This is a genomic window from Halomonas sp. BC04, from assembly GCF_000568385.1.
Map to the genome: position 1 here is coordinate 1 of NZ_AZQX01000298.1, position 14,016 is coordinate 14,016.

The following is a 14,016-nucleotide window of genomic DNA, read 5'->3' on the forward strand; positions in this document are numbered from 1 at the left end:
TCACCGTGACTGCCAGGAGCCGACATGACCGCGCCCTTCTCCGCCGATCGCCCCGTGCTCGGTTCTCTACGCTGGCGGCACCCTGGGCATGGTAGCCTCCCCCCGTGGCCTGGCCGCAGGCGGCAATATGAACGCGCGCCTGCGCCGCGCCCTTGCCACCCTGCCCCCGACTCGCCAGGCGCGCCTGCCGGCATTCGTCGTCAAGGAAGCGGACGAGCCCATCGACTCCAGCGCTGCCACCGCCATGGACTGGCAGCGCCTTGGCCATACCATCGCCAACGCGCTGCCCGACTACGCCGGCGTGGTGGTGCTCCACGGCACCGACACCCTGGCGTGGACAGCCGCTAGCCTTGCCTACCAGCTCCAGGGCCTGGACCGCCCGGTGATCGTTACCGGCGCCATGCGCCCGCTCGAAGCACAGGACAGCGATGCCCTGGCCAACGTGGAGCTGGCACTTCGATTCGCCACCGAGCCCCGGCTGCAGGAAGTGGCCGTGGCCTTCGCCGACAAGCTGTTTCGCGGGGTGCGCACCTGCAAGCGGCATAGCGAAGCCATCGATGCCTTTGCCAGCCCCAACTTTCCACTGCTGGGAGAGCGGGTCGGCGATGACACCGTGCTCTACCCCAGCCGTGGACTGGAGGTGCAGCAGCGTGGCGCGCCACGCTTCGAGCTGCCGGACTATACTGCGCTGGCGGCCGGCGGTGTGGCCCGCATCGTCCTGTGGCCGGGCATTCAGGCCTGGCAATTGGCGAGCTGGCTGGAAGATGAGCGGGTAAAGGGTGCGCTGCTGGAGGTGTGGGGCGGTGGCAACGCGCCTGAGGACCCGGCACTGCTGGGGGTGCTGGCCAAGGCCACTGGGGAAGGAAAACTGTTGGCGGCAGTCACCCAGTGCCCCCATGGCGGTATCGCCATCGGTCAATACGCCGCCGGCCAGGGGCTGGCCGAGGCCGGTGTACTCTCGGGAGATGCCATGACACCCGAAGCGGCGCTGACCAAGCTGGTCCACCTGCTGGCACAGCCCCTGGATGACCGCGAACGCAGGCGACGTTTTCTCACGGCGCTGGTGGGTGAGCGTTGAGAATACGCTGATCAATTTCCTGGCAGCGTTGAAGTGTGCCGCATGAGCGGTGCCAAACCGGCTGCTGTTTTGGTACTCTTCGTTTGCGTATCGTTTGCCTAGGGGACAAACCATGGAAAAGCCTGTTCACCACTTTGCCGAGCTCTTCGAGCAGCTGGGCCTTCCTGCCGATGATGCCTCCATCAAGGACTTCATTGAGCGTCACGCGCCGCTGCAGGAAACCATGCAGCTACACGAAGCGCCCTTCTGGAGTGAATCCCAGGCCGCATTCATTCATGATGCACTGGAGGAGGACGCCGACTGGGCCGAAGTGGTCGATCACCTGGACGCATCGCTGCGAAAAAAGTAACTTACTTGACCATTTGATTATGTTAACTTAAGAAAAACAACAAACAACTGTTTAAATCAGGAGTTAGCATGCCGACCGATAGGATGTCGACCAGCGAATCCGATGGCGCTATTGGCCTGACAACTCCTGCGCTCCCCCCACTTCCCGACACCCTTCGCCTGCGCCTGGGCGACTGTCGAACACTGCCAAGCCTGCCCGCCGCCGCGGCCCGGGTGATCGGCCTGGCCCGGGCACCGGAACCCTGTCTTGCCGACTTCGCCACGGCAATCCAGCAGGACCCGGCCCTGACGCTCAGATTGCTGTCGATGGCCAACAGCGCCTACTTCTCCCGCGGCGGCAACCGCGTCGTCACCTGCCACGATGCCGTTTCGCGCCTCGGCCTGGATGCCACCCTGGCCGCGGCCATGAGCTTCGGCCTGCCTCGCCCCGGCGCCAGTGACGCACTCGAATACGACTATCTCTGGCAGCGTTCCATCATTGCCGCGCTGTCAGCCCAGCAGCTTGCCAAACAACTCTGCCCGCAAGAGGCCGGCCAGCTGTTCACCACGGCGCTGATCCAGGATATCGGTATCCTGGCCCTCGAGGCCGTGGATACCGAACGCTACGCCCAACAGGTCCCCACCCTGCGCGACCACGACAAGTTGCGCGAGACCGAGCAACGGCTCTATGGCTGCGATCACTCACTGGTGGGCGCCTGGCTTGCCCTCAGCTGGGGTGTACCCGCGCCGATGGCAGCAGGGATCGCGGAGAGCCATGGCCCATTGGAGGATGGCAACCCCAAACGCCTCTGCCTGCGGCTTTCCTGTCGTATCGCCGATGGCTGGCTTGCCCATGCGCCGGCGGCCGTCTTCAGTGACCTGCTGCACCAGCTGGCACGGCTGGAGTCGCTGGATATCGCCATGCTGGTCTCCGTTCTGGAGGACCTGCAGCAACGCTTGCCAACCCTGGCCAAGCTATTCGAGATCACCTGCCCCCCTGAGATCAACAGCACGCTTTTGCTGGCCGAAGCCAAGGAGCTGCTCTTCGAGCAGAACCTGCTGCTCAATCAGCGGCTTGCCGATCAGCGCCATGAACTGGAGTCGCTGCTGGCCCGCCATGACGCGCTCGACGAACAGCACCGCATGGACCACCTGACTCGGCTGGCCAATCGCCCCTGGCTGGAAAAGTTGCTGGTCCAGCACTTTGACAATGCGCAGCTGGGCAACCGACCGATGTCCGTCATGTTCATCGACCTGGACCACTTCAAGCGCATCAATGACCTCTACGGCCACCGCTTCGGCGACGAAGTGCTGATTCGCTTCGCCTCCGCGCTGGAAAACATGGTTCGGGAAGATGATATCGCCGGCCGCTATGGCGGTGAGGAGTTCCTGGTGATCATGCCCAATACCCGCCGGGATCAGGCCAGCCGGCTGGGGGACCGAATCCGCCACTTCCTGGCTTCGCAACCCCTGGCCCAGTCCGAGGGAGATCCCCTGCACGTGACCGCTTCCATCGGTATCGCCTCACTGGAGGATACCGAGTTCGATACCGTCAGCGCCATGGTCGATGCGGCGGACAAGGCGATGTATGGCGTCAAGCGCGATGGACGTGACGGCGTGGCACATTACAGAAAACTCGATCGAGACTAGGCTGGCTAAACACCCCGGCCCTCTTCCACCCGGCGTCGCATCCAGGCACCGACCAGCAGCAGCAGGGCCAGCGCCACCAGCGGCAGCACGATATCGGCACTGATGGCATTTTCCCCCCTCCCCACGGCCTCCAGCGTGCTATGGATGGCGCTGGCGTAGACCGCCCACTTGATGCCGAGCCCCACCACGGCGGCGACCACAAAGGTACGCAACGGCAGGCGACGCAACCCGGCGGCGAAATTGATCACTGAATGCGGAAACCCCGGCAGCACACGCAGGGCGCACTGGGTGAGAAAGTCGCTGCGCTTCTCCAGCATGCGCATGATCTTGCGAGTCAGGCCCCTGGGGTTCCAGTGCTCGCCCACCCTGGCCGCCAGGTAATACGCCCCAACGGCACCGCCGGTACTGCCGAGGATCAGCATGGGGGTGGCCACCTGTGGCGGATAGAAGGGGGCGATTAACCATAGCCCGATGCTACCAGGCAAACCAAAGGCAAGCGTGATGGCCATGATGGCGATGACGCTGATGATGGTCAGCGGGTGGTGGGAAGCCTCTTCGGCCCAATGCTTGACGGCGATGAGATCGGGCGAGTGCCATATCCACAAATAACACGCCATCAATAGGCTTGCGCCGACGGCGACCAGTCGCCACCGTCGGCGCAATGAGGTGTCTTGCTGCATCACTTGTCTCGCTCACCCTTGGGAAAGAGCACATGGTGCCATGAGGCCTGGCCCGGGTCACGCGTCGAGCTCACCCTCTCGACCCAGTGACGGCGCATTGCCGGGAGCGGCTTCCGGCTCATCTTCCATGCGCGGCATGGCCGCGACACGCAGGTCCACGTAACGCAGCAGCCCTAGCTGGAGCACCAGCAGGGTCAAACACCAAAGCAGCCCCTTGAGCATCGAAGTGTCCTCGAATGAGGCCGGCGGCCTCGTCGATTCGATTGAATCACAACTTGGCTTCCACGCGCTCGAGAATTTGACGGCTGACCTTGTTGACCAGTGGCCTGGCGGCTCGCGTAACCGCCTTCTCCACCATGCGGTTGCGAATGGCGTAGGTGACGCTGAGCGCCACCTGGGTACCTTCCGCTACCGGCGTCAGCCGATAACAACCCTGGTTACGCACCCCCTCCAGGGACTCCCAGGCGAGCGTTTCGGGCGGCTGCTTCTCGGTAATCTCCACATCGAAGGTCCAATCCATGCCAACGGCACGAACGTGCCAACGGTAGCGTTCACCACCCAGTGGCTCGATCGCCCGGATCATGTCGGAGTACTCCACGAAATCTTCGACCCGCTCCAGCAACGCAAAGACACGCTCCGGCGAGGCCTTGAGGATTGCACTGTGTTCAATGGTGGCCATGGCGGCTCCCTGGACTCCGGATTGACGCTGGTCATTCACCCAAGAGTTGCAGGGTACCCCCCTCCCTCCTTTCAAGCTACCGCCGATGCGTAATGTGCCATACCGTGGGACATGCCACTGCCCGGTTGGCCGTCGGCCACAGTCGGGCGGCAGGACCTACCTCCAAACGCGCGGCGTAAACCAGCTGCGCAAGAAAACGCCGCCCCGGCGTGCCGGGGCGGCGTTCTTGTCAACCGTTCCAGACGGCCCCGAATGATCGGGCCGAGGGGATCAGTCCTGACCCATCTGCTGCTTGATCAGGTCGCCGATGGTGGTCGGACCACCTGCTTCGGGCGACTCTTCACGCAGCTTCTTCAGGTTCTGACGGGTGTCGTCCTGATCCTTGGCCTTGATCGAGAGGCTGATCGCGCGGTTCTTGCGATCGACGCTGACGATGCGGGCTTCGACGGTATCGCCTTCGCTCAGCACGTTGCGGGCATCTTCGACGCGGTCGGCGCTGATCTCGGAAGCCTTGAGGATGGCAACGACATCGGTCGCCAGCTCGACGTGGGCTTCCTTGGCATCGACTTCGACCACACGACCGGAGACGATGGAGCCCTTGTCGTTGACCGACAGGTACTCGGCCACCGGGTCGGAATCGAGCTGCTTGATGCCCAGCGAAATGCGCTCGCGCTCCGGATCGATGGAGAGGATGACGGCCTCGGCTTCGTCGCCCTTCTTGAAGCGACGCACGGCTTCTTCACCGGTCTCGGACCAGGAGAGGTCGGAGAGGTGAACCAGGCCGTCGATGCCGCCTTCCAGACCGATGAAGATACCGAAGTCGGTGATCGACTTGATGGTACCGGAGACCCGGTCGCCCTTGTTGTACTGGGCGTTGAAGGTTTCCCACGGATTCGCGGTGCACTGCTTGATACCCAGGGAGATACGACGACGCTCTTCGTCGATATCCAGGATCATGACATCCACTTCGTCGCCGATATTGACGACCTTGGACGGATGGATGTTCTTGTTGGTCCAGTCCATTTCGGAGACGTGAACCAGGCCCTCGACACCCTCTTCCAGCTCGGCGAAGCAACCGTAGTCGGTAAGGTTGGTGACGCGAGCCGTGACAACGGTACCCTCGGGGTAGCGATCCTTGATGTTGACCCAGGGATCTTCGCCCAGCTGCTTCAGGCCCAGGGAGACACGGTTGCGCTCGCGGTCGAACTTGAGCACCTTGACGTTGATCTCGTCGCCCACGGCCACGATCTCGCTCGGATGCTTGATGCGCTTCCAGGCCATGTCGGTGATGTGGAGCAGGCCATCGACGCCGCCCAGATCGACGAAGGCGCCGTAGTCGGTCAGGTTCTTGACGATACCCATGATCTGCTGGCCTTCTTGCAGGGTAGCCAGCAGGGCTTCACGCTCGGCACTGTTCTCGGCTTCGAGAACGGCACGGCGGGAAACCACGACGTTGTTGCGCTTCGGGTCGAGCTTGATGACCTTGAAGTCGAGTTCCTTGTGCTCCAGGTGCGTGGTGTCGCGCACCGGACGCACGTCTACCAGGGAACCCGGCAGGAAGGCACGAATGGAATCGATATCGACGGTAAAACCGCCTTTTACCTTGCCGTTGATCACGCCCTTGACGATCTCTTCCTTCTCGAAGGCCGCTTCCAGCACCTTCCAGGCTTCGGCGCGCTTGGCCTTCTCGCGAGACAGGCGCGTCTCGCCGAAACCGTCTTCGACGGCTTCCAGGGCGACGCTGACTTCGTCGCCGATCGCGATGTTCAGTTCGCCACTTTCGTCGCGGAACTGAGCCACGGGAATCTGCCTTCGGACTTCAGGCCGGCATTGACGGTGACCCAGTCACCTTCGATGTCGACAACAGTAGCCGTGACGATGGCGCCCGGCTCCATGTTGATGTCCTGGAGTGACTGTTCAAACAGTTCAGCAAAGCTTTCGCTCATGATTTTCCTACGTGATCAACGGTGTTGAGGCGTTGCCGCCTTCTCCGCACCACCAGCGAGTGCGGGCCTAATTTGCCAAACCCCCGGGGATGTTAACGCCGGTTCGACCTGGACGAGCTTTCAGTGAAAGGGCTGCTCGGCCATGCCATCACATCCTGACGGGGGCGCCGCAAGGGAGATCAAGTCAGCCGGGTGAGGCCGCGTTCGGCCAGCCACTCCGTCAACCGTTCCACCACTTCCGGTATACTCAGGCTCGTGGTATCCAGCTCGATGGCGTCATCGGCCGGTACGAGCGGAGCCACGCTGCGCTGCATGTCGCGTGCATCGCGCGCCTGAATCTCCTTCAAAAGACTCGATAGACTAGCATCCAGCCCGGTTTCCTGCAACTGGAGGTGGCGCCTACGCGCACGCTCTTCCGGGCTCGCCGTGAGGAATACCTTGAGCTCGGCATCGGGGAAGACCACCGTACCCATGTCGCGGCCATCCGCCACCAGCCCGGGGGGCTGGCGGAAATCGCGTTGACGCTGCAGCAGCGCCTGGCGAACGGCGGGCAGCGCAGCCACCCGTGAGGCGGCATCGCCCACCGGCTCGGTGCGGATATCACGGCTGACGTCGTCTTCCTCAAGCATGACTCGGGTGGCGCTACCCTCGACGAGAAACACCACGTCGAGGGTGGCGGCGACCCGTTCGAGTGCCGCCTCGTCATCCAACGCCACATCACGCCGCATGGCGGCCAGAGCCGTGAGACGATAGAGCGCTCCGCTGTCCAGCAGGTGCCAGCCGAGCCGATCGGCGATCAGGCGGCTGATGGTGCCCTTGCCCGCCCCGCCAGGACCATCCACGGTCAGCACCGCTGCCTTGTCACGCATTCGACACCTCCGATTCTTCGCTGACCTGCAGGCCAACGGTGCGGGCCAGTTCGACGAAGCCCGGAAACGAGGTCGACACGTTGGCACAGTCGTCGATGACGATCTCATCGCCGGCACGTAGCGAGGCAATCACGAAGGCCATGGCGATACGATGATCGCCGAGCTGTCGATCCGCCCACCGCCGTAGGCGACCTCACGCTCCCCGGCACCGACGATATCGATGCCGTCTTCCACCACGGTATGCTCGACGCCGATGGTCGCCAGGCCGTCGGCCATGGCCTGGATGCGGTCGGACTCCTTGACCCGCAGCTCCTCCGCCCCGCGCAGGCGAGTGGTGCCGGTGGCATTGGCGGCGGCAATGAACAGCGCCGGGAACTCATCGATGGCCAGCGGCACCTGATCCAGAGGAATGTCGATGCCATGAAGCGGCGCATAGCGGATATGCAGGTCGGCGACCGGCTCACCGCCCACTTCATGCTCATTGGCCAGCCACAGATCGGCACCCATCAGCTTGAGGATATTGATCACGCCGATGCGGGTGGGGTTGATGCCGACGTGCTCGAGCACCAGGTTGGACCCCGGTGAAATCGCCGCCGCGACCAGAAAGAAGGTGGCCGAAGAGATATCCGAGGGCACATCGATGGGCGCCGCAGTGAGCTTGCCGCCACCCTGGAGCCAGCAGGTATCGCCCTCGCGCTGAACCTCATAGCCGAAGCCGGTCAGCATGCGCTCGGTGTGGTCGCGGGTGGGCGCGGGTTCACGCACCCGGGTCTCGCCCTCGGCATACAGGCCGGCGAGCAACAGACAGGATTTCACCTGGCGCTGGCCATGGGCATGTCGTAGTCGATGCCCTTGAGCGTCTGCCCACCGCGGATCTTCAACGGCGGCCGGCCGCCTTCGGCGGTCTCGATCACCGCACCCATCTCCCGCAACGGGTCGGCGACCCGACCCATGGGACGCTTGGTCAACGAGGCATCGCCGATCAGCTCGGTGTCGAAGGCTTGCCCCGCCAGCAGGCCGGAGAAGAGGCGCATGGCGGTGCCGGCATTGCCCACATAGAGCGGGCCGGATGGCGCCTTGAGTCCGTGCATGCCGACGCCATGCACGGTGACGCGCCCCTGGTGGGGGCCTTCAATGGCCACTCCCATCTCGCGAAATGCCTGCAGGGTCGCCAGGCTGTCCTCCCCCTCCAGGAAGCCCTTCACCTCGGTGATACCCTCGGCCAACGCGCCTAGCATGATCGAGCGGTGGGAAATGGACTTGTCGCCGGGTACGCGAATGCGGCCGGCGACGTGTCCGCCAGGAACGGCCCGGAAAGTGAGTTTCTCTTGTGATTCCATCTGGTATTCCACCTGATAACTGGTCTGATTCAGGAGCGAGTCAAAATAGTGTCGCGCATGGCTGGCCCGGTCGAAGATGGCGAGCATGGCATCGCCATCGCCGGCTTCCACGGCATGGCGAAGCCGCGCCACACCGGCCTCGAAGTCATCCAGGGAAGCCAGAACGGCCTCACGATTGGCAACGAAGATATCTCGCCACATCACCGGATCGCTGCCTGCGATGCGGGTAAAGTCGCGAAAGCCGCCGGCGGCGTAGCGGAAGATCTCCAGACGTTCGTCCTGACGCGCCAGGGTATCCACCAGCGAGAACGCCAGCAGGTGCGGCAGGTGGCTGGTGCGTGCCAGCACCTGATCATGGCGCTCGACATCCATCTCCAGCACCTGGGCCCGGCACGACTGCCATAGCGCACGCACCCGGGCAACGGCAGCCGGTGCAGTCTCGGCACTGGGCGTGAGGATCACCTTGTGATTGACGTAGAGCCGCGGGTTCGACGCCGCCACACCGCTCTTCTCCGACCCGGCGATGGGGTGCCCCAGAACCAGGCCCGGCGGCATGCGCCCGAACACCCGCAGCGCACAGTCGCGCACCGCGGCCTTGGTGCTGCCCACGTCGGTCACCGTGACCCGCGGACTGTCACCCTCCAGGGCACCGCCCGGCAGCGCTTCTGCCAACTCGGCCATCACGCCCTCCATGGCCAGCACCGGTACCGCCAGCACGATCAGCGAAGCGCCTTCCACCAGCGGTGCCAGCCGGGTATCACCACGGTCGATCAGCCCATGGCGATGCCGCGGGCGATCTCGTCGGCGTCCGGGTCGCAGGCCACGATGGGATGGCGATGCCCGGCCGCACGCAAGGCGGCGGCCAGGGAGCCTCCGATCAACCCCAGGCCGACGATCAGTATGCGCGACTCGGCGACCTGGCCGGATTCGGGACCCTCACCCACCACGCCTAGAGCACACCTATCGGATAGGAGCCCAGCACCTTGAGTTCGGCGGCGCGCAGGCGCACCTCCTCCAGCACGGCGGCGACCCGCGGTTCATCGACGTGCCCCTTGAAGTCGATGAAGAACACATAGTTCCACACGCCGCTCCGTGAGGGCCGCGACTCCAGGCGGGTCAGGTCGATCTGGTGACGATGGAAGGGTTCGAGCAGCTCATGCAGTGCGCCAGGCTGATTGCGCATGGCCACCACGATGGAGGTCTTGTCTTCGCCGGATATCGGCACGTCATGGCTGCCGATGATCAGGAATCGCGTCGAGTTGTCGGGGCGATCCTCGATCTTCTCGGCGATCTTCTCCAGACCATAGAGCTTGGCCGCCATATCGCCGGCGATGGCCGCGCTGTGCCACTCCCCCTTGATCATCTTGGCGGCCTCGGCGTTGGACGACACCGGCACCCGCTCGGCACGGGGGTAGTGGGCATCGAGCCACTTGCGGCACTGGGCAAAGGATTGCGGATGCGAGTAGATCCGCGACACCTTGTCCCGCAGGGTCGCCTCGGACACCAGCAAATGGTGGTGGATGCGCAGCACCACTTCGCCGCAGATGCGGATCGAGGAGTCCATGAAGGAGTCCAGGGTATGGCTGATCACTCCCTCGGTGGAGTTCTCCACCGGCACCACACCGTAGTTCACGGCACCGGCCTCGACCTCGCGGAACACCTCGTCGATGGCGGCCATCGGCAGGCTGACGGCGCTGGCACCGAAGTGCTTGAGGGCGGCCTGCTGGGTGAAGGTGCCCTCTGGCCCCAGGTAGGCGACCTTGATCGGCTGCTCGAGCGCCAGGCAGGCCGACATGATCTCGCGGAACAGCCGGGCCATCTCCTCGCTGTCCAGCGGCCCGCGGTTCAGCTCCATGATGCGACGCAGCACCTGGGCCTCGCGCTCCGGCCGATAGAAGACGGAGTCGGGATCGCTCTTGGTCTTCACCTCGGCAACCTGCTTGGCGCAGGCCGCCCTGTCGCTGATCATCCGAAGAATATCGTTGTCCAGCTCGTCGATGCGCTGGCGCAGCGCATCGAGGTTGGTGGGGGTATCGCTCATCGTGTCATCCCCTTCGCTTCTCGAAGTCGGCCATGAAATCGATCAGGGCGTCGACCGCCGCTTCAGGCACGGCATTGTAAAGGCTGGCCCGCATGCCACCGACGCTACGATGCCCCTTGAGGTTGAGCAGGCCGGCCTGCTCGGCTTCGTCGAGGAACGGCTTGTCGAGGCGCGCGTCGGCCAGGACGAAAGGCACGTTCATCCGTGAACGATTCGCCAGGCAATCGGGTTGGAATAGAGCTCGCTTCCGTCGATGGCGGCATAGAGCCTGGCGGCCTTGCGCGCATTGATGRCGTCCATTGCCGCCAGGCCACCGATATCGTCCTTGAGCCACTGGAACACCAGCCCCGCCAGGTACCAGGCGAAGGTGGGCGGCGTATTGACCATCGACCCGGCCTCGGCCATGGCGCGATAGTCGAAGAGGCTGGGAATGCGCTCGCAGCGATGCTCGAACAGGTCGTCGCGCACGATGACCAGGGTAAGGCCGGCCGGGCCGATGTTCTTCTGGGCGCCGGCGTAGATCACGCCGAAACGCGACACGTCCAGGGGGCCCGAGAGAATGCTCGAGGAAAGGTCGCAGACCAGCGGTACCTCGCCGCCGTCGGCACGGCGTAGCCCGCCCTGCCCGGCACCGGGGATATAGTCGAACTCCAGGCCGCCGATGGTCTCGTTGGCGGTGTAGTGCAGGTAGCGGCGTCATCAGCCAGCTCGATATCCGCCTGCCGGGGCACCGCAGTATGACCGCTATCTTCACTGGAGCCCGACAGCTGCACCGAAAAGCCCAACTGCTTCGCCTCGGCCAGGGCCTTCTTGCCCCAGATACCGGTATAGAGGAAGTTGGCGCTGCCGCCCTGCCCCAGCAGGTTCATCGGCACCATGGAGAACTGCAGGCTGGCACCACCCTGCATGAACAGCACCCGGTAGTTGTCGGGTATCGTGAGCAGCTCGCGCAGGTCCGCCTCGGCCTGCTCGGCGATGGCGACGAACTCCGGGGAGCGGTGACTCATCTCCATCACAGAGAGACCGCGCCCCTGGTAGTCGAGCATCTCTTCGCGAGCCCGCTCGAGCACCGGGGTGGGTAGCGCCGCCGGGCCGGCGCAGAAGTTATAGTGGCGTGTCATCAGCGTGGTGGTTCCGTTTCAGCTCAAGCTTCATTTACTGGACCGGCACGCGACGAGCTGATCCGTCGACAAGCTACGCGAGGGCGCTGTGAACCCTTCCCTGGGCGCTACTTTTGCCATCCATGGCAAAAGACCCTCGCTTCGACTTGTCCCCGGCGCTCATCGCTCGGCATGGTGCATGCAAGCCTTATTCGTCGTTCTGGGACTCGCTTTCGGCGCCGTTCTCATTCGCGTCCGGCCCATCAAGCGACTCGCCCTCGCCCTCGATGGCTTCGCTCTCGACTTCCTCAGGCTCGTCGATACGCACGGTCTTGACCAGCTTCTCGTTCTCGCCGAGGCGAATCAGCATCACGCCCTGGGTGTTGCGCGAGGTGATCGACACTTCATCGACCCGGGTGCGCACCAGGGTGCCCTTGTCGGTGATCAGCATCATCTCGTCGGCGGAATAGACCTGCATGGCGGCGACCAGCGAACCGTTACGCTCGCTGGTCTGCATGGCAATCACACCCTGGCCGCCACGGCCCCGCAGCGGGAACTCCTCGAGCCGGGTACGCTTGCCGTAGCCGTTCTCGCTGGCGGTGAGGATGTAGATCTGTCCACCGTTGCCATTGGTGGACTCGAGCTCGGCGCCCTCTTCGGCCTCGGTTTCGATATCCGCCTCGGCGTCGATCTGCTGGCTCTGGGGAATGATCAGGCTGATCACCTCGGCGCCGCCCTGCAGGCGCATACCGCGGACGCCTCGGGCGGTTCGCCCCATGGAACGCACGTTGCCTTCCTCGAAGCGTATCGCCTTGCCGTTGGACGAGAGCAGCATGGCGTGGTCGGAGCCACTGGTGATGGCAGCGCCCACCAGGCGGTCGCCCTCTTCCAGGTCGATGGCGATCAGGCCGACGCTGCGCGGACGGGAGAACTGGTCGAGGCTGGTGCGCTTGACGGTGCCCTTGGCGGTGGCGAAGAAGATATAGCTGTCTGCCCGGTAGTCACGCACCGGCAGGATAGCGTTGATGGCCTCGCCCTCATCCAGCGGCAGCATGTTGACCAGCGGCTTGCCACGAGAGCCACGACTGGCGTTGGGCATCTCGTAGACCTTGAGCCAGTAGACCTTGCCCTTGTTGGAGAACAGCAGCACGGTGTCGTGGGTCGAGGCCACCAGCAGGTGCTCGATGACGTCCTCATCCTTCATGGAGGTGGCCGACTTGCCACGACCGCCGCGGCGCTGGGCCTGGTAGTCGGAGAGCGGCTGGGTCTTGGCATAGCCGGTACGCGAGACCGTGACCACCATGTCCTCCTCGGCGATCAGGTCCTCGATGGACAGATCGAGATGGCTGGCCTGGATCTCGGTGCGGCGCGGGTCGCCGAACTGATCGCGCACGGCGGCCAATTCCTCGCGGATCACTTCCAGCAGGCGCTCGCTGGAGGCGAGAATGGCGGTGAGCTCGGCGATCCGCTCGAGAATGCCAGGTACTCATCGAGCAGCTTCTCGGTCTCGAGCCCGGTCAGGCGGTGCAGGCGCAGCTCGAGTATCGCCTGGGCCTGGGCCGGCGAAAGGCGGTACTCGCTGCCGGTCTGGTTGAGGCCGAAGCCCTCCTCCAGCTCCTCCGGCTTGCACGAGGTAGCACCGGCCCGCTCCAGCATGGCGGTCACCTGGCCCGGCTGCCAGACCTTGTCCAGCAGCTTCTCCTTGGCCTCGGCGGCACTCGGCGAGGCCTTGATCAGTTCGATCACCTCGTCGATGTTGGAGATGGCCACGGCCAGGCCCTCGAGGAGATGGCCGCGCTCGCGGGCCTTCTTCAACTCGAACAGGGTCCGGCGCGTGACCACTTCGCGGCGGTGACGAATGAAGGCCTCGAGGATCTCCTTGAGATTGAGGATCTTCGGCTGACCATCCTCGATGGCGACCATGTTGATGCCGAAGACATTCTGCAGCTGGGTCTGGGCGAAGAGGTTATTGACCACCACCTCGCCGGATTCACCACGCTTGACCTCGATCACCACCCGCAGGCCGTCCTTGTCGGACTCGTCGCGCAGCTCGGCGATACCCTCGATCTTCTTGTCTTTCACCAGCTCGGCGATCTTCTCGATCAGCCGCGCCTTGTTCACCTGATACGGCAGCTCGGTGACGATGATGTGGTCGCGACCGCTCTTGTCGTCATGCTCGATGGTGTGGCAGGCGCGCACATAGATGCGCCCACGCCCGGTGCGATAGGCCTCGAGGATGCCGGCCTTGCCGTTGATGATCGCCCCGGTGGGGAAATCAGCCCCGGAATGTATTCCATCAGTCGTCG

At 64.1% G+C, this 14,016-nt stretch carries 8 protein-coding genes and 4 pseudogenes; 3 read left to right on the plus strand and 9 right to left on the minus strand.

What is annotated here, in order from left to right:
- Positions 1 to 88 precede the first annotated feature (88 nt).
- The 3 genes from Q427_RS20230 to Q427_RS20240 all read left to right on the plus strand — a co-directional run bounded on the left by Q427_RS20230 (position 89) and on the right by Q427_RS20240 (position 3,055).
- Positions 89 to 1,078, plus strand: a complete 990-nt coding sequence (locus Q427_RS20230; RefSeq protein WP_081786122.1) for an asparaginase — start codon at positions 89 to 91, stop codon at positions 1,076 to 1,078.
- Positions 1,079 to 1,190: 112 nt separating this feature from the next.
- Positions 1,191 to 1,427, plus strand: a complete 237-nt coding sequence (locus Q427_RS20235) for a DUF2789 domain-containing protein (protein ID WP_043516919.1) — start codon at positions 1,191 to 1,193, stop codon at positions 1,425 to 1,427.
- 68 nt (positions 1,428 to 1,495) lie between these two features.
- The gene (locus Q427_RS20240) at positions 1,496 to 3,055 is read left to right on the plus strand and encodes a sensor domain-containing diguanylate cyclase (RefSeq protein WP_051496557.1); all 1,560 of its coding nucleotides are present in this window, start codon (positions 1,496 to 1,498) and stop codon (positions 3,053 to 3,055) included.
- Between the two features lie 5 nt (positions 3,056 to 3,060).
- Here Q427_RS20240 and Q427_RS20245 read toward each other — a convergent pair whose 3' ends face one another.
- The 9 genes and pseudogenes from Q427_RS20245 to Q427_RS20280 form a co-directional block, all read right to left on the minus strand.
- Complete coding sequence (locus Q427_RS20245; protein ID WP_043516920.1) at positions 3,061 to 3,735, minus strand: TVP38/TMEM64 family protein; 675 nt, start codon at positions 3,733 to 3,735, stop codon at positions 3,061 to 3,063.
- Positions 3,736 to 3,792: 57 nt separating this feature from the next.
- A complete protein-coding gene (locus Q427_RS31540; RefSeq protein ID WP_155833642.1) occupies positions 3,793 to 3,957 on the minus strand; it encodes a hypothetical protein in 165 nt (54 codons plus the stop codon).
- 46 nt (positions 3,958 to 4,003) lie between these two features.
- A complete protein-coding gene (locus Q427_RS20250; protein WP_043516922.1) occupies positions 4,004 to 4,414 on the minus strand; it encodes an SRPBCC family protein in 411 nt (136 codons plus the stop codon).
- Positions 4,415 to 4,684: 270 nt separating this feature from the next.
- Positions 4,685 to 6,360, minus strand: a pseudogene (gene rpsA, locus Q427_RS20255) (30S ribosomal protein S1).
- A 179-nt stretch (positions 6,361 to 6,539) separates the two neighbouring features.
- Positions 6,540 to 7,229, minus strand: coding sequence for a (d)CMP kinase (gene cmk / locus Q427_RS20260; RefSeq protein WP_043516923.1), 690 nt, complete (start codon positions 7,227 to 7,229; stop codon positions 6,540 to 6,542).
- Positions 7,222 to 9,513: pseudogene (locus Q427_RS20265) on the minus strand (bifunctional prephenate dehydrogenase/3-phosphoshikimate 1-carboxyvinyltransferase). The gene cmk and the pseudogene Q427_RS20265 overlap by 8 nt, the downstream one beginning before the upstream one ends.
- A gap of 5 nt (positions 9,514 to 9,518) precedes the next feature.
- Complete coding sequence (gene pheA, locus Q427_RS20270) at positions 9,519 to 10,610, minus strand: prephenate dehydratase (RefSeq protein ID WP_043516924.1); 1,092 nt, start codon at positions 10,608 to 10,610, stop codon at positions 9,519 to 9,521.
- 4 nt (positions 10,611 to 10,614) lie between these two features.
- Positions 10,615 to 11,731, minus strand: a pseudogene (gene serC / locus Q427_RS20275) (3-phosphoserine/phosphohydroxythreonine transaminase).
- Between the two features lie 187 nt (positions 11,732 to 11,918).
- Positions 11,919 to 14,016: pseudogene (locus Q427_RS20280) on the minus strand (DNA gyrase C-terminal beta-propeller domain-containing protein); the annotation flags it as partial.

Coding starts and splice junctions, on each gene's coding strand:
- Q427_RS20230 (WP_081786122.1), top strand. CDS start 89: ATGGTAGCCTCCCCCCGTGGCCTGGCCGCAGGCGGCAATATGAACGCG.
- Q427_RS20235 (WP_043516919.1), top strand. CDS start 1,191: ATGGAAAAGCCTGTTCACCACTTTGCCGAGCTCTTCGAGCAGCTGGGC.
- Q427_RS20240 (WP_051496557.1), top strand. CDS start 1,496: ATGCCGACCGATAGGATGTCGACCAGCGAATCCGATGGCGCTATTGGC.
- Q427_RS20245 (WP_043516920.1), bottom strand. CDS start 3,735: ATGCAGCAAGACACCTCATTGCGCCGACGGTGGCGACTGGTCGCCGTC.
- Q427_RS31540 (WP_155833642.1), bottom strand. CDS start 3,957: ATGCTCAAGGGGCTGCTTTGGTGTTTGACCCTGCTGGTGCTCCAGCTA.
- Q427_RS20250 (WP_043516922.1), bottom strand. CDS start 4,414: ATGGCCACCATTGAACACAGTGCAATCCTCAAGGCCTCGCCGGAGCGT.
- cmk (WP_043516923.1), bottom strand. CDS start 7,229: ATGCGTGACAAGGCAGCGGTGCTGACCGTGGATGGTCCTGGCGGGGCG.
- pheA (WP_043516924.1), bottom strand. CDS start 10,610: ATGAGCGATACCCCCACCAACCTCGATGCGCTGCGCCAGCGCATCGAC.